At 68.6% G+C, this 20,674-nt stretch carries 1 protein-coding gene; it reads left to right on the top strand.

Annotation, left to right across the window (positions count from 1 at the left end):
• Positions 1 to 842: 842 nt before the first annotated feature.
• Positions 843 to 20,645: an autotransporter-associated beta strand repeat-containing protein gene (locus ADADO0_RS15635; protein WP_511306106.1), complete on the top strand. Its 19,803-nt coding sequence runs from the start codon at positions 843 to 845 to the stop codon at positions 20,643 to 20,645.
• Positions 20,646 to 20,674: the final 29 nt, after the last annotated feature.

Here is a 20,674-nt window from a genome sequence, read left to right as displayed (position 1 = left end):
GAGCCCATGTCCGACCAAGGACAGCGTCAGGATGACGCAAAAGGCTTAACACGGCATTAAGGGTTTTCAGGCCTCGACGGGCCTGCATCACTTTGCCGTGATTTTGCGCGCCTTCAGTATAGCACCCGCCCGAGACGGCCCGCGCGCTGAACGCCCCTCGCCGGCCAGCCGGCATTTCTGTGCTGCCCGCATGCATGGGCGGGCCTGGATCACCCCCCCCGAATGACAGCGACAAAGCCTCAGGGCGGGACTCAGAATGCGGCGTCATTTGAGGCACACGCGCGGCCGGTTGATCGCATGTTGTGCGCTTAGCGATTCGCCAGCCGGTAAAATCGCGCGTGGGGTGAGCTTTTTGGCCTGCGCACCACCGTCCGACAGCCCATAAAATGATACCCCCCGCCTAGTCTAGGATGAAATTCCCCCCACCACATCTCCAGCCTGCATGCCGATCACCCTGAGTTGCAGACATCATCGCGGGCACTCCAGCCATTTTCGCGCGCGGACTACAGAGCTTTATAAATTTACTACATAAATAAACTATACTCATTACATTTAACTGGAATTACAAATCAATTAAATTAAGTTAATACTTATCTATACATAGATATATACGAATAAATAAGTATCCATTCAGCCGAACTCGATGAAAATTGAGTTTCATGCTTTACGGGCACAGATCGCCCCCTTAGGTTCTGCCCGGGCAATTTCCTGGGGTAAACGCTGTGCACTCAATTTTCCGGGGCACTGCATCGAGGCGGCGCGCGCTGGCTGGATCAACGGCGCTTGTTCGTTTTGCATTGAACTCGTGCATGGTCGCAGGGTTCATCTGCCTGGCTGGACCGGTGGCGTTAGCTGCAGATTTCGACGTCGTCGACCAGTCGCAATACGATGCCGCACTTGCTGCGGCCGGCGGGTTGAGCGAGGCGTCGGCCATCACCGTCACCGGCAGTGGCAGCTCCCTTGTCATCCAGTCCGGCAGCGTCACCTATCCGCCGGGCAATGCGTCGGCCCTCACTGTCAATTTCGACCGGTCCACGCTGAATGTCGGCGGCACCGGCACGGCAGGCGGCACGCTGACCCTTGATGCCAGCACGACGCTGAATTTCTTCGGTGCGCTCCCCACCACGCCGTCCACGCCGATCCAAGGCTTTCTGCGCGTCGGGCAAGGTGACGCCGGAACGCTCAATATCGATGGCGCCACCATCTCCATCACCACCGCATCGAGCGGTGCCCCTGGGCGCTTCGTGGTCGGTGGTGGCGGCGGCGATAGCGGGACGACCAGCGCCGTCAACATGACCAGCGGGTCGATCACGTTCAACAGTGTCTCCGCCAACAACAGCGGCTTCGCGATCGGCCGCACGGCCGGCGTGAAAGGCGTGTTGGCGCAGAGCGGGGGCACCGTCTCCGACGCAGGCAGCGTGCTCTCGGCGGATATTGGTACCGAGGGTGGAAACGGCACCTATGCCCTCAGCGGCACCGCCACCTTCAGCAAGACCGGCACCGGCCCACTCTATGTGGGCTCGCGCACCGGCACCGGCGCGCTGGAGATTTCAGACAGCGCCCAGGTCACCATCGGCGGTTCGAACATCTATGTGGGTGAAGCCACCGGCACAGGCACCATCACACAGAACGGCGCCGGCTCTCTGCTTGCCTTTTCCGCAGCCAATGATGCGACCTTCGGCGACAATGTGAATGCCGGCGCATCGGGCGGCAGCGGCACCTTCAACCTCATAGACGGCACCTTCACGGCAAGCCGGGCCGTAATACTCGGCGCGGCAACCGGCGGCTCCGGCACGTTCAACCTCTCCGGCGGCACCGCCACGATCACCGAAGGACTACAACTCGGCAAAGTGCTGGGATCCACGGGAACCGTGGTGCAAAGCGGCGGCACGCTGACATCGGGCGTGTCGTTCGGCGCCGGCACCGGGGACTACACCCTCAGCGGGGGCATCCTTCGCACCGGGGCAATTTCCGGAACCAGCGGCACCTTCCGCCTGGCGGGCGGCGACATCGTCGCGACCGGAAGCTTTGCCGTCGCGAGCGGCCTCACCACCCTCCTGACGGCCGATACCGACATCGACACCGGCGCCTTCAATGTCACCTGGGGCAGCGCCATCACCGGCACCGGGGACATCACCAAGGCGGGCGCCGGAATATTGGCGCTGTCCGCGGCCAACCCGTCCTATATCGGCGAGATCAACGTCACGGCCGGCACGCTGAGGGCCGGGATCACGGGCGCGTTCTCCCAGCAGACCGCCATCACGCTCGCAGACGCCGCGACGCTCGACATTAACAGCACGAACCAGACCATCGCGACGCTGAATGCCGGCGCGGCGACGATCAATCTGGGCACCGGCTATCTATATTTCGGCGCCAACAACAGCAACATGGTGCTGGACCACACAGTGGTTCACGCCACCAACGGCAACGCAAAGTTCGATAAAGTCGGCGCTGGGACGCTCACCCTTCGCAATGTCGTCGTGGACGGCGGCGAATTCCACATCGTCGCCGGCGCCATCAATCTCGATGCGACCTCCGGCACCAACGCCCTGAAATATCTCGCAGTCGGCTCGGGCGGCGGTGGCAACGGTACGCTGAACATTTCCGGCGGCCTGCTGGATATCCGCGACCCCGCCGGCGGCAACGATTCCTCGCTCCAGGTGGGCGACTGGTCCGGCACCGGCGTGGTGAACCAGACCGGCGGCGCCGTGACGGTGAACAATGCCTCGTTCAACATCGGCAATCAGGGTGGCAGCGGCACCTATAATCTATCCGGCGGCTCGCTGACCCTGAACCAGGGCATCTTCAATTTCGGCCGCAACACCGGAAGCAACCCCGCCAGCACCGGCCTCATGGTGGTGTCGGGCGGCTTGCTGGACGTGCAGGCGGGAAATCTTGTCCTCGGCAATCGCGACGCCGGCACCCCGCCCCCCGTGTCAGGCAATGGAACCCTCACCCAGACCGGAGGCACCGTCCGCATCCAGTCCGGAGCGGGGCTGTTCCTGTCGTCACGCGGCAACGGCGCCTACAATCTCAACGGCGGCACGCTCGAGATCGGCGGAGGCTCGCTGAGCAACCGATACGGCACCGGCAGCGGCACCTATGCGTTCACCTTCGGCGGCGGCGCCATCAAGGTGATCGGCTCCACCCTCACATCCAGCACAAATGCGTCGCTGCTGGCCGACACCACCTCGACCTTCGACACCAACGGCCTCGCCGCCGTTTGGACCGGCGCGCTCTCCGGTGGCGGCACACTGCTCAAGGTCGGCGCCGGCACCCTGACCCTTGGCGGCGCGAACAGTGCCTATTCCGGCGACGTCACGATCTCGGCGGGCACGCTCGCGCTCACCAATGCGTCTGGCCTCGGCCTTGCCAATGATGTTTCGCTGGCGACCGGCACGACCCTCGACATCTCAGGCGTCCCCGCGACCAATCCCCTGCCCTATTCCGTCGTCACCATCGGCGAGTTGAACGGCGTCGGCACGGTGAATGTCGGTGGCAATGCGCTGGCGCTGGTGATCGGCACTGATATCACCTCCTCGTTCGGCGGCGCCCTGATCGCCAGCACTGCCAGCGCCAACAGCGTCGGGCTGCAAAGCTCCCTGGTCAAGGCCGGCGCCGGCACGCTCGTCATCGACAGCATGGCGATGACCAAGGGCAATTTCTACGTCGTCGACGGCAAGATTTCCCAGACTTCGGGCACCACCACCCTCACCTATCTCGCGCTCGGCGAGAGCACCACGAGCGGAACGCCCAACACCGGGCGGCTCGATGTCACCGGTGGGCAGCTCAATATCGGCGACGGCATCCAGATCGGCGACTGGGGCGGCACCGGCGTCCTGAACCAGAGCGCCGGCATCGTTTCGATCTCCCCCACCTGCGGCTTGCCCGCCAACTGCGTCGCCATGAACATCGGCAACCAGGGCGGCACCGGTGTCTATAACCTCAGCGGCGGCCAACTCCTGATCGTCGGCGGCAGCCATTCCATCGGACGCAACAGCACCGGCAACGCAGCCAGCAGCGGGACGCTTAACATCAGCGGCACCGGCCTGCTCCAGATCAGCCCCAACGGGTCCTACGGCAACGGCTTCCTGATCATCGGCAATTTGGTTTCAGCCGGCGCCACCAGCGCCGCCAACAGTTCAGGCACGATCAATCAGACCGGCGGTACGATGCGCTTCATCGATGCCTCCACGCTGTATCTTGGCGGCTATGGATCGGGCACCTACAATTTCAGCGGCGGCACCCTCGAAGTCGGCGGCGCCAGCCTGAAGGGCCTCTATAATGGCGGGGGCACGTCAGGCTCCTACGCTTTCAACTTCGGCAACGGCACCATCAAGGTCATCGGCACCGCGCTGACCACCAGCGTCGCCGCCACCCTCACGACCGCGACCACGGCGACCATCGACACCAACGGCCTCGGCGCCACCTGGACCGGTGCGCTGTCCGGCTCCGGCAACCTGTCGAAGATCGGCGAGGGCACCCTCACCCTCGGCGGCGCAAATTCGGCCTATACCGGCGACATCACTGTGTCGGGCGGCACACTGGCGGCGAGCAATGTCGCAGCGCTGAGCGCCGCGAACGACATCACCCTGCAATCCTCCGCCACCGGCTTTTCCACATCCGGCGTCGGCACCGGCACAGTGACCATCGGCGCACTCAATGGAAACGGCCTGATCACGCTCGGCAACAGCCGGCTGGATGTGACAGTGGCGAACGGGGCGACCGCCACCTTCTCCGGCATCATCGACGCCACCTACACCAACGGAAACAGCTACGGCCGGTTCGGCAAGACGGGCGCGGGAACCCTCGTCATCAATGACCTGACCATGAACAAGCCGGCGAGCGGCGCCGCCGAGTTCTACGTCACACAAGGCGCGATCACGCAAAGCGCCGGTTCCACCAGCATTCCCTATCTCGACATCGGCAGCGGCAAGACCGGCTCGGTCGGCAACACCGGGGCCATGACCCTCAGCGGCGGCACACTAACCGTCGTCTCAACCTTCTCGCTCGGCGCCTGGGGCGGTACGGGCACGGTGACGCAGACCGGCGGCACGCTGAGCATCCCTGAGCCGGGCGAATGCACCCTGTGCGGCGGCCTCTATATCGGCAACCAGGCCGGCACCGGCACCTACAATATCTCCGGCGGGTCGATCGCGTTTTCCGGAGGCACCTTCAATCTCGGACGCGCCAGTTCCTCGGGCAACAGCCCCTCGAACGGCACCCTCAACATCAGCGGCACCGGCGAAGTCCTGATCAACCGGGGCTTGCTGGTCCTCGGCAACTGGCTGGTGACGGGAACAGGCACCGGAAACGGCACCATCAACCAGACCGGCGGCGTGCTCCGTGTTGAGAATGCGGGCGAGTTCTATCTCGGCGGCAACGGCACCAGCACCTATAACCTCACCGATGGCGTGCTCGAGATCGGCGGAACCTCGCTGCGGGAGTTGTTCAGCGGCGCCACCGGCACCTACGCCTTCAATCTGCGCGGCGGACGCATCGAGGTGCTGGATACGGCGCTGACCACCAGCGCCCGGATGACGCTGGCGACGAACACCTCCAGCACGCTCGACACCAATGGCCTCGGCGCCACCTTGAACGGCGCCATCACCGGCTCCGGTATCCTGAACAAGGTGGGCGAGGGGCAACTCACCCTCGGCAATATCGCCACCACCGGCTACATCAACCTGGTTGAGGGCGACCTCGCCTCCACCGGCGCCACCAACTCCATCGGCCTGCTGATTGTCGGCTCCGGCGGCACCCACGCCCTCGATATTGCCAGCGGCACCAGCCTTTTGCTCGCAGGCGTCGCCCCGGCGCAGTCCGCCGCCCTGGTCTATGGCGGCTCTACTCTGAACATCGGCGGCGGCGGCACGCTGAAGGTCAACAGCCAGACCTTCGTGGTGGGATATCCCACCGGCACCGCGCCGGACCTGCAGGCCTCCTCCGGCACGGTCAATCTCAACGGCGCGACCGGGATCGACCTCACCGCCGGCGCCACCACCAATCTCTATGTGGGCGTCGGCTCGAAGGTCCAGGGCGTCACCGGCACCTTCAACCAGAACGACACCAGCCGGGTCACGCTCGGCAGCAACATGATCATCGGCGGCGACGGCGCCACCGCCAACTATACGTTGAACGACACCGCCTCCCTGGTGACGGGCGGCAGCACCTTTATCTTCATCGGCCTCAACGAGGCCCAGCGCACCCTCGGCACATCAGGCACGCTGACCGTCAACGACAGCGCTACGTTCGATTTCACCTCGCAATATATGTTCCTCGGCATCGCCACCGCCGGTGCCGGCGGGGGCAGCGGAAACTTCGCCGGCGACGGCAAGATCGTCCAGAACGACACCTCGGTCGTGCATCTCGGCGGCAGCAGCATCGCCATCGGCCTCGATGCCGGCGGCACCGGCACCTATGAACTCAATGGCGGCACGCTGACCATCGACACCGTCGGCAACGGCGGCTTCATCGTCGGCTCCCGCGCCGGAGCGAACGGGCTGATCACCCAGGCCGGCGGCACCTTGATCGCCAACCAGCTCGTGACCATCGGCGATGCCGGCACCGGCAGCTTCGGCATCACCGGCGGCACGGCGACCTTCAACAACGGCCTGCGCCTCGCCAACGCCGCCGGTTCCACCGGCACCTTCACGCAGGACGCCGGCACGGTATCGCTGACCGCCGGCGCCCTGCGGTTCGGTCTCGGCACCGGCAGCTTTGTGCTTAACGGCGGTACCTTCAACGCCACCGGCACAAACGCCATTTCGGCAGACACGGCGGACGGCGACACCTTCACCTTCGGCGGCGGCACGCTCAGGGCCACCGGCAATCTCAGCACCAACGCCAATTTCACGACCCTCATCGAAACCGGCAAAACCGCCAGCTTCGACACCAACGGCTTCGCCATCACCTGGGCCAGCGCACTCTCCGGCTCCGGCGCGCTCCAGAAAGCTGGCGCCGGCGTCCTGACCCTTTCGGCCGCCAACAGCTTCACCGGCTCGGTCGCCGTCGGCGCCGGAACCCTCGCCCTCACCAACGCCGCGGCCCTGACCAGCTCCAACGCGGTTGCCATCGCGGACGGCGCGACGCTCGATATCGGCGACGTCCCCGCCGCCCCGTCCAGCACCTATCAGACGGTGAATATCGGCCCGCTCACGGGCGTCGGCACGATCGATCTGGGCAACAATTCCCTGCGCGTGACCATCGCCCAGGACGCCACCTCCAGCTTCGGCGGCACGCTGATCGCCGACGGCAGCTCCTGGCAGAGCACGAACTTCAGCAACAGCCTGGTGAAGGACGGCCTCGGCACACTGGTCATCGACAACCTGACGATGGTGCGCGGCAATCTCTATGTGGTCGCCGGCAGCCTGTCCCAGACCTCCGGCACCACCGCCCTCACCTATCTCGCCGTCGGCGAGCAGGCGGGCGCGATGGGCCGGCTGTCCGTCTCCGGCGGGCGGCTGAACATCGGCGAGGCCCTCCAGGTCGGCGACGGAGGCGGCACCGGCGCCGTCAACCAGACCGGCGGCATCGTCGCGCTCGACGCCTCCTGTGGAAACCCCGCCAATTGCGTTGCCCTGAACATCGGCAACCAGGGCGGCACGGGCGTTTACAACATCAGCGGCACAGCACAGCTTCTGCTTTTTGGCGGCAGCAGCAGCATCGGCCGCAACGCCGGCAACCAGCCAGCCGGCAGCGGCACGCTGAACCTGTCCGGCAGCGCCCTGGTCGAGTTGAGCGACAGTTCCTCATCTGGCGCCGGCGTGCTGGTGATCGGCGACCGGGAGGCCGGTACGCTGGCCAACAGCACCGGCATTCTCAACCAGACCGGCGGCACGCTGCGGGTCACCGGTGCCTCCACCCTGTGGCTCGGCGGCTATGGCTCCGGCACCTACAATCTGAGCGGCGGCGCGCTTGAGATCGGCGGCAGCGGCCTAAATGGCCTCTACGGCAGTGCCAACACCACCGGCACCTATGCCTTCAATCTCGGCGGCGGCACCATCAAAGTTATCGGCAGCGCGCTCAACACGAGCGTCAACGCAACCCTGGCGGCTGCCACCTCCTCCACCATCGACACCAACGGCTTCGGCGCCACCTGGGGCGGTACCCTCGCCGGTGGCGGCACTCTGGCGAAAATCGGCGCTGGTACGCTGACCCTCTCCACCGCCAACAGCTACAGCGGCGGTACCGTGCTTTCCGCCGGCACGCTCGCGCTGGGCAATGCGGGCGCGCTCGGCTCCGGCGCCCTGACCTTCGCAGACAGCAGCACCCTGGCGTTCAACGGCAGCTACAGCCTTGCCAATGCGCTCAGCTTCGCGGCAGGCAAGACCGCCACGCTGGATATCGGCGCCAACAGCGTGACGCTGAACGGCGTGCTCAGCGGCGCCGGCAGCCTCGCGCTCTCCGGCACCGGCACGCTGGCCCTCACCGCCGCCAACACCTATTCCGGCGGCACCAGCCTCTCCGCCGGCACGATCGCCGTGGGCCATGCCGCGGCGCTCGGCACGGGCGCGCTGTCGTTCGCGGGCAGCGGCACGTTGTCGTTCCTCGGCGACCTGACACTCGCCAACGCCCTCACCCTCGGCGCAGGCAGCACCGCCACCATCGATACCGCTGCCCATGCAGCGCACTTGAGCGGCGCCCTCTCCGGCACCGGCGGGCTCGCCAAGACCGGAACCGGAACCCTCACCCTCTCTGGCACCAACGCCTTCAGCGGCGGGGCGGGTGTCAGCGGTGGGACGCTGGATGTGACCGGCGCGCTGACGGGCAGCGATGTCAGTGTCGCCGCGGGCGGGACGCTCGCGGGCACCGGCAGCATCACCCAGGCGGTGAGCGTGCAGGCCGGGGGTGCGCTCAATGGCGCCAGCGGCTCGGTGCTTGCGATGGGATCGCTCACCCTCGATGCCGGCGCGATCGTCAATGCCAATCTGACGGCCCCCTCCACCAATGCCCTGTTCAGCGTCGGCGGCGCCCTCACCCTAGACGGCACGCTGAACATCACCAGCGCCAGCCTGGAGACCGGCGTCTACCGCCTGTTCACCTATGGCGGCGTCCTCACCGACAACGGCCTCGACATCGGCACCGTGCCCGGCGGGGTCAGCGCGGCGAACCTCTTGATCGCTGCGAACGGTGGACGGGTTGACCTCGTCAACACCTCGGGCGCGACGCTGCAATTCTGGAACGGTCCGGCGACGCTCGGCGCTGGCAGCGGAACCATCAACGGCGGCTCCGGCACCTGGAGCACCACCAACGCCAACTGGACCAATGCCGCCGGCACCATCAACGCCCCGATGCAGCCCCAGCCGGGCTTCGCGGTGTTCGAAGGCACAGCCGGCACCGTGACGGTGGACGACGGCCCCGGCGCGGTCTCCGTCACCGGCATGCAGTTCGTCACCTCGGGCTATCTGGTCCAGGGCGACGCCATCGGCCTCGCCTCGGCGCAAACGGTGATCCGGGTCGGCGACGGCACGTCGGCCGGCGCATTGACCAGCGTCACCATCGCTTCGGCGCTGACCGGCGCCAACGCCCTTGAGAAGACCGACCTCGGCACGCTGATCCTCTCCGGCGCCAACAGCTATACCGGCGCGACGGTGATCTCCGCCGGCACGCTGGCCCTCTCCGGCTCCGGCAGCATCGCCGCCTCCAGCGGCGTGGTGGCCAACGCCACCTTCGACATCTCCGCCACCACCACCGGCGCCACCATCGCCAGCCTCACCGGCACCGGCGCCGTGGTGCTGGGCGCACGCACCCTGACGGTGGCAGCGGCCAGCGGCACCTTCTCCGGCGCGATCTCCGGCGCCGGCGCCCTCGACATCACGGGCGGCACCCAAACGCTGTCCGGCACCAACACCTATACCGGCCAGACCGCCATCGGCGCGGGCGCCACCCTCGCCCTCGCGGGCACCGGCAGCGTGGCGGCCTCGAGCCGCGTGATCGCCGACGGCACATTGGATCTCTCCGGCGCCGCCGGCGATGCCACGCTCGCATCCCTGGCCGGCGGCGGCTCGGTGCTGCTTGGGGCCAACGGGCTCAGCCTCACCGGCGCGGCCGACAGCTTCTCCGGCGTCATCTCCGGCACCGGCACCCTCACCCTGGCGGGCGGCACGCAGACCCTCTCCGGGGCCAACACCTATTCCGGCGATACCACCCTCGCGGGCGGCACGCTGGTGGCGGGCAATGCCGCGGCGCTCGGCATCGGCGCGCTCAACTTTGCCGGCGGGACGCTCCAGTTCGGCGGAAACTATAGCCTCGCCAACGCGATCACCCTCCCGAGCGCCGGCACCATCGACACCGGCGCATATGCCGGCACGCTTTCCGGCGCCGTCACCGGCGCCGCGGCGCTGACCAAGACCGGCACCGGCAGCCTCACCCTCTCGGGTAGCAATGCCGGGTTCACCGGCGCGGTGGCGGTGACCGCCGGCACGCTGGCGCTCGCGGGCGCCCAGAGCCTCGGCACGGCGAATGCCCTCTCGCTCGCGGCAGGGTCGATCCTCGACATCTCAGGGATAGCCGGCGGCACGGCCAGCCTCGGCGTGCTGACCGGTACCGGCGCGGTCGCCACCGGCGCGAACACCCTGAGCATCGGCGGGGCCGACACCAGTTCCACCTTCGCGGGGAGCATCACCGGCAACGGCGCGCTGACCAAGGTCGGCAGCGGCAGCTTCACCCTCTCCGGCGCCAACAGCTATGCCGGGGCGACGCAGGTCTCGGGCGGGACGCTGGCGGCCGGCGCCGCCAATGCCTTCAGCCAGGCCAGCGCCACCAGCATTCTCGCCGGCGCCACCCTGGACCTCGGCGGCCTCGCCCAGGCCATCGACAGCGTCGCGCTGTCCGGCGGGACGATCCAGAACGGCGCATTGGCCGGTGCCCTCGCCTCCACCGGCGGCACCATCTCCGGCCTCGGCGGCACCGCCAGCCTCTCCGCCACCTCGGGCGTCACCCAGATTCTCGGCACCAACGCCTTCAGCGGCGGGGCGGGTGTCAGCGGTGGGACGCTGGATGTGACCGGGGCGCTGACGGGCAGCGATGTCAGCGTCGGGACGGGCGGGACGCTGGCCGGCACCGGCAGCATCACCCAGGCGGTGAGCGTGCAGGCCGGGGGTGCGCTCAATGGCGCCAGCGGTTCGGTGCTTGCGATGGGCGCTCTGACGCTCGATGCCGGCGCGATCATCAATGCCAATCTGACGGCCCCCTCCACCAGTGCCCTGTTCAGCGTCGGCGGCGCCCTCACCCTCGACGGCACGCTGAACATCACCAGCGCCAGCCTGGAGACCGGCGTCTACCGCCTGTTCACCTATGGCGGCGTCCTCACCGACAACGGCCTCGACATCGGCACCGTGCCGGGCGGGGTCAGCGCGGCGAACCTCTTGATCGCTGCGAACGGTGGACGGGTTGACCTCGTCAACACCTCGGGCGCCACCCTCCAGTTCTGGAACGGTCCGGCGACGCTCGGCGCTGGCAGCGGAACCATCAACGGCGGCTCCGGCACCTGGAGCACCACCAACGCCAACTGGACCAATGCCGCCGGCACCATCAACGCCCCGATGCAGCCCCAGCCGGGCTTCGCGGTGTTCGAAGGCACAGCCGGCACCGTGACGGTGGACGACGGCCCCGGCGCGGTCTCCGTCACCGGCATGCAGTTCGTCACCTCGGGCTATCTGGTCCAGGGCGACGCCATCGGCCTCGCCTCGGCGCAAACGGTGATCCGGGTCGGCGACGGCACGTCGGCCGGCGCATTGACCAGCGTCACCATCGCTTCGGCGCTGACCGGCGCCAACGCCCTTGAGAAGACCGACCTCGGCACGCTGATCCTCTCCGGCGCCAACAGCTATACCGGCGCGACGGTGATCTCCGCCGGCACGCTGGCCCTCTCCGGCTCCGGCAGCATCGCCGCCTCCAGCGGCGTGGTGGCCAACGCCACCTTCGACATCTCCGCCACCACCACCGGCGCCACCATCGCCAGCCTCACCGGCACCGGCGCCGTGGTGCTGGGCGCACGCACCCTGACGGTGGCAGCGGCCAGCGGCACCTTCTCCGGCGCGATCTCCGGCGCCGGCGCCCTCGACATCACGGGCGGCACCCAAACGCTGTCCGGCACCAACACCTATACCGGCCAGACCGCCATCGGCGCGGGCGCCACCCTCGCCCTCGCGGGCACCGGCAGCGTGGCGGCCTCGAGCCGCGTGATCGCCGACGGCACATTGGATCTCTCCGGCGCCGCCGGCGATGCCACGCTCGCATCCCTGGCCGGCGGCGGCTCGGTGCTGCTTGGGGCCAACGGGCTCAGCCTCACCGGCGCGGCCGACAGCTTCTCCGGCGTCATCTCCGGCACCGGCACCCTCACCCTGGCGGGCGGCACGCAGACCCTCTCCGGGGCCAACACCTATTCCGGCGATACCACCCTCGCGGGCGGCACGCTGGTGGCGGGCAATGCCGCGGCGCTCGGCATCGGCGCGCTCAACTTTGCCGGCGGGACGCTCCAGTTCGGCGGAAACTATAGCCTCGCCAACGCGATCACCCTCCCGAGCGCCGGCACCATCGACACCGGCGCATATGCCGGCACGCTTTCCGGCGCCGTCACCGGCGCCGCGGCGCTGACCAAGACCGGCACCGGCAGCCTCACCCTCTCGGGTAGCAATGCCGGGTTCACCGGCGCGGTGGCGGTGACCGCCGGCACGCTGGCGCTCGCGGGCGCCCAGAGCCTCGGCACGGCGAATGCCCTCTCGCTCGCGGCAGGGTCGATCCTCGACATCTCAGGGATAGCCGGCGGCACGGCCAGCCTCGGCGTGCTGACCGGTACCGGCGCGGTCGCCACCGGCGCGAACACCCTGAGCATCGGCGGGGCCGACACCAGTTCCACCTTCGCGGGGAGCATCACCGGCAACGGCGCGCTGACCAAGGTCGGCAGCGGCAGCTTCACCCTCTCCGGCGCCAACAGCTATGCCGGGGCGACGCAGGTCTCGGGCGGGACGCTGGCGGCCGGCGCCGCCAATGCCTTCAGCCAGGCCAGCGCCACCAGCATTCTCGCCGGCGCCACCCTGGACCTCGGCGGCCTCGCCCAGGCCATCGACAGCGTCGCGCTGTCCGGCGGGACGATCCAGAACGGCGCATTGGCCGGTGCCCTCGCCTCCACCGGCGGCACCATCTCCGGCCTCGGCGGCACCGCCAGCCTCTCCGCCACCTCGGGCGTCACCCAGATTCTCGGCACCAACGCCTTCAGCGGCGGGGCGGGTGTCAGCGGTGGGACGCTGGATGTGACCGGGGCGCTGACGGGCAGCGATGTCAGCGTCGGGACGGGCGGGACGCTGGCCGGCACCGGCAGCATCACCCAGGCGGTGAGCGTGCAGGCCGGGGGTGCGCTCAATGGCGCCAGCGGCTCGGTGCTTGCGATGGGCGCACTGACGCTCGATGCCGGCGCGATCATCAATGCCAATCTGACGGCCCCCTCCACCAGTGCCCTGTTCAGCGTCGGCGGCGCCCTCACCCTCGACGGCACGCTGAACATCACCAGCGCCAGCCTGGAGACCGGCGTCTACCGCCTGTTCACCTATGGCGGCGTCCTCACCGACAACGGCCTCGACATCGGCACCGTGCCGGGCGGGGTCAGCGCCGCGAACCTCCTGATCGCCGCCAACGGTGGACGGGTCGACCTCGTCAACACCTCCGGCGCGACGCTGCAATTCTGGAACGGCCCGGCGACGCTGGGCGCGGGCACCGGCACCGTCAACGGCGGCTCCGGCACCTGGAGCACCACCAACGCCAACTGGACCAATGCCGCCGGCACCATCAACGCCCCGATGCAACCCCAGCCCGGCTTCGCCGTGTTCGAGGGTGCGGCGGGCACGGTGACGGTGGACGACGGCCCCGGCGCGGTCTCCGTCACCGGCATGCAGTTCGTCACCTCGGGCTATCTGGTCCAGGGCGACGCCATCGGCCTCGCCTCGGCGCAGACGGTGATCCGGGTCGGCGACGGCACGTCGGCCGGCGCATTGACCAGCGTCACCATCGCTTCGGCGCTGACCGGCGCCAACGCCCTTGAGAAGACCGATCTCGGCACGCTGATCCTCTCCGGCGCCAACAGCTATACCGGCGCGACGGTGATCTCCGCCGGGACGCTGGCCCTCTCCGGCTCCGGCAGCATCGCCGCCTCCAGCGGCGTGGTGGCGAACGCCACCTTCGACATCTCCGCCACCACCACCGGCGCTACCATTGCCAGCCTCACCGGCACCGGCGCCGTGGTGCTGGGCGCGCGCACCCTGACGGTGGCAGCGGCCAACGGCACCTTCTCCGGCGCGATCTCCGGCGCCGGCACCCTGGACATCACCGGCGGCACCCAAACGCTGTCCGGCGCCAACAGCTTCACCGGCCAGACCGCCATCGGCGCGGGCGCCACCCTCGCCCTCGCTGGCACCGGCAGCGTGGCGGCCTCGAGCCGCGTGATCGCCGACGGCACCTTGGATCTCTCCGGCGCCGCCGGCGATGCCACGCTCGCATCCCTGGCCGGCGGCGGCTCGGTGCTGCTGGGGGCCAACGGGCTCAGCCTCACCGGCGCGGCCGACAGCTTCTCAGGCGACATCTCCGGCGCCGGCACCCTCACCCTGGCGGGCGGCACGCAGACCCTCTCCGGGGCCAACACCTATTCCGGCGGCACCACCCTCAGTGGCGGCACGCTGGTGGCGGGCAATGCCGCGGCGCTGGGCACCGGCGCGCTCAACTTTGCCGGCGGGACGCTCCAGTTCGGCGGCGGCTTGACCCTTGCCAACGCCCTCACCCTCCCGACCGCCGGCACCATCGACACCGGCGCATATGACGGCACGCTTTCCGGCGCTGTCACCGGCGCCGCGGCGCTGACCAAGACCGGCACCGGCAGCCTCACCCTCTCCGGCGACAATGCCGGGTTCACCGGCGCGGTGGCGGTGACGGCCGGCACGCTGGCGCTCGCAGGCGCCCAGAGCCTCGGCACGGCGAATGCGCTCTCGCTCGCCACCGGCACCACGCTCGACATCTCAGGGATAGCCGGCGGCACCGCCAGCCTCGGCGTGCTCACCGGCACCGGCGCGGTCGCCACCGGCGCGAACACCCTGAGCATCGGCGGGGCCGACACCAGTTCCACCTTCGCGGGGAGCATCACCGGCAACGGCGCGCTGACCAAGGTCGGCAGCGGCACCTTCACCCTCTCCGGCGCCAACAGCTATGCCGGGGCGACGCAGGTCTCGGGCGGGACGCTGGCGGCCGGCGCCGCCAATGCCTTCAGCCAGGCCAGCGCCACCAACATTCTCGCCGGCGGCACGCTGGACCTCGGCGGCCTCGCCCAGGCCATCGACAGCGTCGCGCTGTCCGGCGGGACGATCCAGAACGGCACACTGGCCGGCGCACTCGCCTCCACCGGCGGCACCATCTCCGGCCTCGGCGGCACCGCCAGCCTCTACGCCACCTCGGGCGTCACCCAGATTCTCGGCACCAACGCCTTCAGCGGCGGGGCGGGTGTCAGCGGTGGGACGCTGGATGTGACCGGGGCGCTGACGGGCAGCGATGTCAGCGTCGGGACGGGCGGGACGCTGGCCGGCACCGGCAGCATCACCCAGGCGGTGAGCGTGCAGGCCGGGGGTGCGCTCAATGGCGCCAGCGGTTCGGTGCTTGCGATGGGCGCTCTGACGCTCGATGCCGGCGCGATCATCAATGCCAATCTGACGGCCCCCTCCACCAGTGCCCTGTTCAGCGTCGGCGGCGCCCTCACCCTCGACGGCACGCTGAACATCACCAGCGCCAGCCTGGAGACCGGCGTCTACCGCCTGTTCACCTATGGCGGCGTCCTCACCGACAACGGCCTCGACATCGGCACCGTGCCGGGCGGGGTCAGCGCGGCGAACCTCTTGATCGCTGCGAACGGTGGACGGGTTGACCTCGTCAACACCTCGGGCGCCACCCTCCAGTTCTGGAACGGTCCGGCGACGCTCGGCGCTGGCAGCGGAACCATCAACGGCGGCTCCGGCACCTGGAGCACCACCAACGCCAACTGGACCAATGCCGCCGGCACCATCAACGCCCCGATGCAGCCCCAGCCGGGCTTCGCGGTGTTCGAAGGCACAGCCGGCACCGTGACGGTGGATGACACGCCCGGCGCGGTCTCCGTCACCGGCATGCAGTTCGTCACGTCAGGCTATGCGGTGCAGGGCGACGCCATCACGCTCGCCTCGGCGCAGACGGTGATCCGGGTCGGCGACGGCACGCAGGCAGGTGCGGCGACAACCGCAACCATCGCCTCGGCCCTCACCGGGTCGAACGGCCTGACCAAGACCGACCTCGGCACGCTGATCCTCTCCGGCGAGAACACCTATACCGGCGCGACCGTGATCTCCCAGGGCACACTCGCGCTCGCGGGCAACGGCAGCATCGCCGCCTCCAGCGGCGTGGTGGCCAACGCCACCTTCGACATCTCCGGCGTAAATTTGATAGCGTTCGTCACCAGCCTGAGCGGCACCGGCGCGGTCGTTCTGGGAAGTCAGCCTCTGGGCATCACAAATGCCAGCGGAACGTTCTCGGGGACCATCTCCGGCTCCGGATCCGTGGCTATCTTAGGCGGCACGCAGACCCTCACCGGGAGCAACATCTACAGTGGCGGCACCTTATTGCTGGGTGGAACGGTGGCGGTGGACAATGCGGCGGCACTCGGTACCGGCACGGTGTCCTTCTACGAAAACAGCACCCTCACCTTCCTGAACGGCTTCGATCTCGCCAATGCCGTGACGATCGGGAGTACCGCCCCGGTGAGTTCGGGCGGTGGCAGCGGCAGTGGAACTTTTGTCCTCACTGGTGGCCTTCAAGTGAGCGGCGTCGGTACTGTTGCGACTATTGATAATAATGCGCCTACACTTTCGCCCTGCACCAGCCTCGCTGCGGCCGGGTCGTGCACGCTCATACTCTCCGGGGCGAACACCAATGCCGGCACCACAGACCTCAGCGCCGGAACACTTACTCTATCGTCACTCAGCGATAGCGGTGCTGAAACGCTCAGCGTCGCCGACGCAAGCACCCTCATGGCGCCGACCTGGCCGCCGACCGCCACCTTCGATACCGGCGCCAATTCGGCCAGCATCAGCGGCGTGATCTCCGGCGATGGCGGCGTCGTGAAAGCCGGCACCGGCGCGCTGACGCTGTCAGCCGCGAATACCTATTCCGGCGGCACCACGCTCGCGGGCGGAAGCCTCGTGCTCGGCAACACCAGCGCACTCGGCACGGGTGCCCTCGGCTTCGCGAGCAACGGCACCGTGGCGTTCGGCGTCGGCGGCAGCTTCGCCAATGCCGTCGGCATCGACGCCGGCCTGACCGGCACCTTCGACACCGCCGGGCAGAGCGTGACCCTGGCCAGTACGGTCTCCGGGGGCGGCAGCCTCGCCAAGACTGGCGAGGGCACGCTCAACCTCGCGGCAGGGAACACCTATTCCGGGGGCACCACGCTCGCCGCTGGCACGCTCGGCCTTGCCGGCGACGGTGCGTTGGGCACCGGCGCCCTGAACGTCACGGGCAACGCGACGGTGGCGTTCGGCGCCAGCCAGAGCCTTACCAATGCGGTGGTGCTTTCCTCCGGCATCATCGGCGCTTTCGACACCGGCGCGAACAGCGTCGCCCTGTCCGGTGCCATTTCCGGTAACGGCGCCCTGGGCAAGACCGGGAGCGGCACGCTGACCCTGTCCGGCGTCAACACCTATGCCGGCGGGACGATACTGGCGGGCGGGACGGTGGCGCTGGGCAATGCCTCGGCGTTGGGCACCGGCGGCATTTCTATGATCCAGAGCACGCAGCTCACGTTCGGTTTCGCGGGAAACTTCGCCTATGCCGTGTCGCTTTCCGGCGGCGCGACGGCGACGTTCGACACCAGTCTGTTCGATGTTGCGCTGACCGGACCCATTTCCGGTACCGGCGGGGTGAATGTGACCGGTGCCGGCACGTTGAGGGTCAACGGCGCGGGCACCTACCAGGGCGGAACAACTGTCTCGGCCGGGACGCTCACGTCCGACACGGCAGGCGCGCTGTCCGCCGCCTCTGCCTTCACAGTGGCGAGCGGCGCGACGCTCGACCTTGCCGGAAACAACCAGACGATCGGCTCGCTGGCGGGTGCCGGCGCGGTGCATCTGGGCGCCGGAACCCTGACAACCGGCGCGGACAATAGCGACACCACCTTCTCCGGCGGCATCGACGGCACCGGGGGCTTGAGCAAGGTCGGCACGGGCAATTTCACCCTAGCCTCCGCGAGCAGCTATTCCGGCGACACCAACATTTTTGCCGGCATCTTGACGGTCGCCAGCGACAATGCGCTCGGCACCGGCCTGATCAATATCACCGATGGCGCGGCCCTCGCGTTTGCCGGCTCGTTCACGCTTGGAAACCGGCTCGACGTGACCGCCGGCGGGGCCATCGACACCTCGCTTTACGCCGTCACCCTCACCGGCGACATCACCGGCGATGGCAGCGTCACCAAGACCGGAACCGGCACGCTGACCCTGTCCGGCGACAACAGCTTCACCGGCGGCCTGTTCGTGGAGGGCGGCACGCTGGCCGCAACGACCCCGCAGTCCCTGGGCATCGGCGCCATCGCCTTCTCCGGCGCCTCGACCTTCGTGTTGCCCGACGCCACGCTCGGCGCGGTCTCCAATGCCGTCAGCCTGGGCGCCAACGTCACGCTCACGCCGCCGTCGGGCGGCACGGCGGAACTCACCGGCGCCATATCGGGCGCGGGCGGCCTGGCGACGGCGGGGGCTGGCACGATCATCCTCGGCGGGCAGAACATCTATGCCGGCGCAACTGAGATCGGCGCCTCCAGCACGCTGAGGACATCGGCGGCGGGCGCACTGCCCAGCGCCACCTCTCTGTTCATCGCCACCGGCGGCACGCTGGATCTCGCCGGCAACAGCCAGACGGTGGGCACGCTGAATGGCGGCGGCGCGGTGACGCTCGGCGCCGGCACGCTCACCAGCGGCAGCAGCAACCAGGACAGCCTGTTCTCCGGCACCATCTCCGGCACCGGCGGCTTTACCAAGACCGGAACCGGAAAGGCCGTGTTCGACGGCACAGGCACCTATAGCGGGCCGACCAATGTGACCGGCGGCGCGTTCATCGTCGGCGGCGAGGCGGGGTCCACCGCCTCGATCACCTCGGCCGTCACGGTGGGCGATGGCGGCATCTTCGGAGGCCACGGTACCAGCGGCCCGGTCACGGTGGGCGCCGGCGGCGCGCTATCGCCGGGCAATTCCATCGGCACCCTCACGGTGACGGGCAATCTGGCGCTCGACCCCACCGCCACCTTCCTGGTGGAAGTGAACGCCACGCAGACCGACCTTGTGCACGCCACCGGCAATGCGGCGGTCGCAGGCACGCTGCGGATCGACACCAGCGCGGGATGGACGCCCAATTACGACTATATCTTCCTCACCACCGGCGGAACCGTCACGGGCACCTTCGCCGATGTGATCGATGATCTGCCGATGGCGGACGCGGAAGTCACCTACGGCAGCAACAGCGTCTCGTTCAGTCTACTGTGGAACAACGTGCCGTTCGCCAGCCTCGCCGCGACGCCGAACCAGATCGCGGTGGCGAACGGGGCCCAGTCGCTGGGGAATGGCAATGCGGTGTTCGACTCGATCCTGATGCTCGACGCGCCCGCCGCCCAGGCGGCGTTCAGCAGCCTCTCCGGCGGCATTTATCCCTCGGCGGCAAGCCTGTTCCTGCTCGACAGCCGGTTCCTGCGCGAGGCCACTTTGTCCCGCGCACGCGGTCCGCTCGGCGCCACAACGCCGGGCATTTCCGGGGCGCCGGCGGGCCAGAGCGGCGCCTGGGCGCAGGTGTTCGGCTCCTGGGGCACGCTGGATGGCAACATCAACGCGCCCTCGCTCAGCCGCACCGTGGGAGGCGTGTTCTCGGGGCTGGACGGGCATATCGGCGATGCGTTGCGCCTCGGCTTCGCGGCCGGCTATTCGCAGACCACCTTCGATGTGTCTTCGCTCGCCTCATCCGGCTCCAGCGACGATTACCACGTCGCGCTCTATGGCGGCGGCGCCCTGGGCTTCCTGGACTTCAGGGCGGGCACGGCCTTCACCTGGCACGACGTCTCGGTCAACCGGACCGTCGCCTATTCCGGCTTCTCCGACCAGCACACCGCCGACTTCTCTGCTCAGACCGGGCAGATCTATGGCGAAGTGGCTGTGCCCTGGGCGTTCGGTGCGGGCGCGCTGGAGCCGTTCGCGAACCTTGCCTATGTCCATGGCTCGACGAATGCCTTCTCCGAGACCGGCGGCGCCTCCTCGCTCAATGCGGCGCGCCAGACCGACGACATCGTGTTCACGACCCTCGGCCTGCGCGGCGCCATGCCGTTCGCGCTGGGCGCGGTCCCCGTCAGCGCACGCGGCACAATCGGCTGGCAGCATGCCTCCGGCGACCTGACGCCGACCTCGCAGTTCAGCTTCACCGGCGGCGGCCTGCCGTTCGTGATCGCCGGCGTGACACTGCCGGAGAATGCCCTGGTGCTGGAAGGCGGGCTGGACTTCGCGCTGACCCCCAACACGGCGCTGAGCCTCGCCTATTCCGGGCTGTGGGCCAGCAACGCGTCGGACAATGCCTTGAAGGTGGCGTTCCAGATCCAGTTCTGAGCGGTGTCCTTAACCCGATCGGACGCCGC

This window comes from Aquabacter sp. (genome assembly GCF_965279295.1).
GTDB lineage: Bacteria > Pseudomonadota > Alphaproteobacteria > Rhizobiales > Xanthobacteraceae > Aquabacter.
Note: the sequence above shows the minus strand (reverse complement) of the source record. Positions and strands in the feature narration are given on the sequence as shown.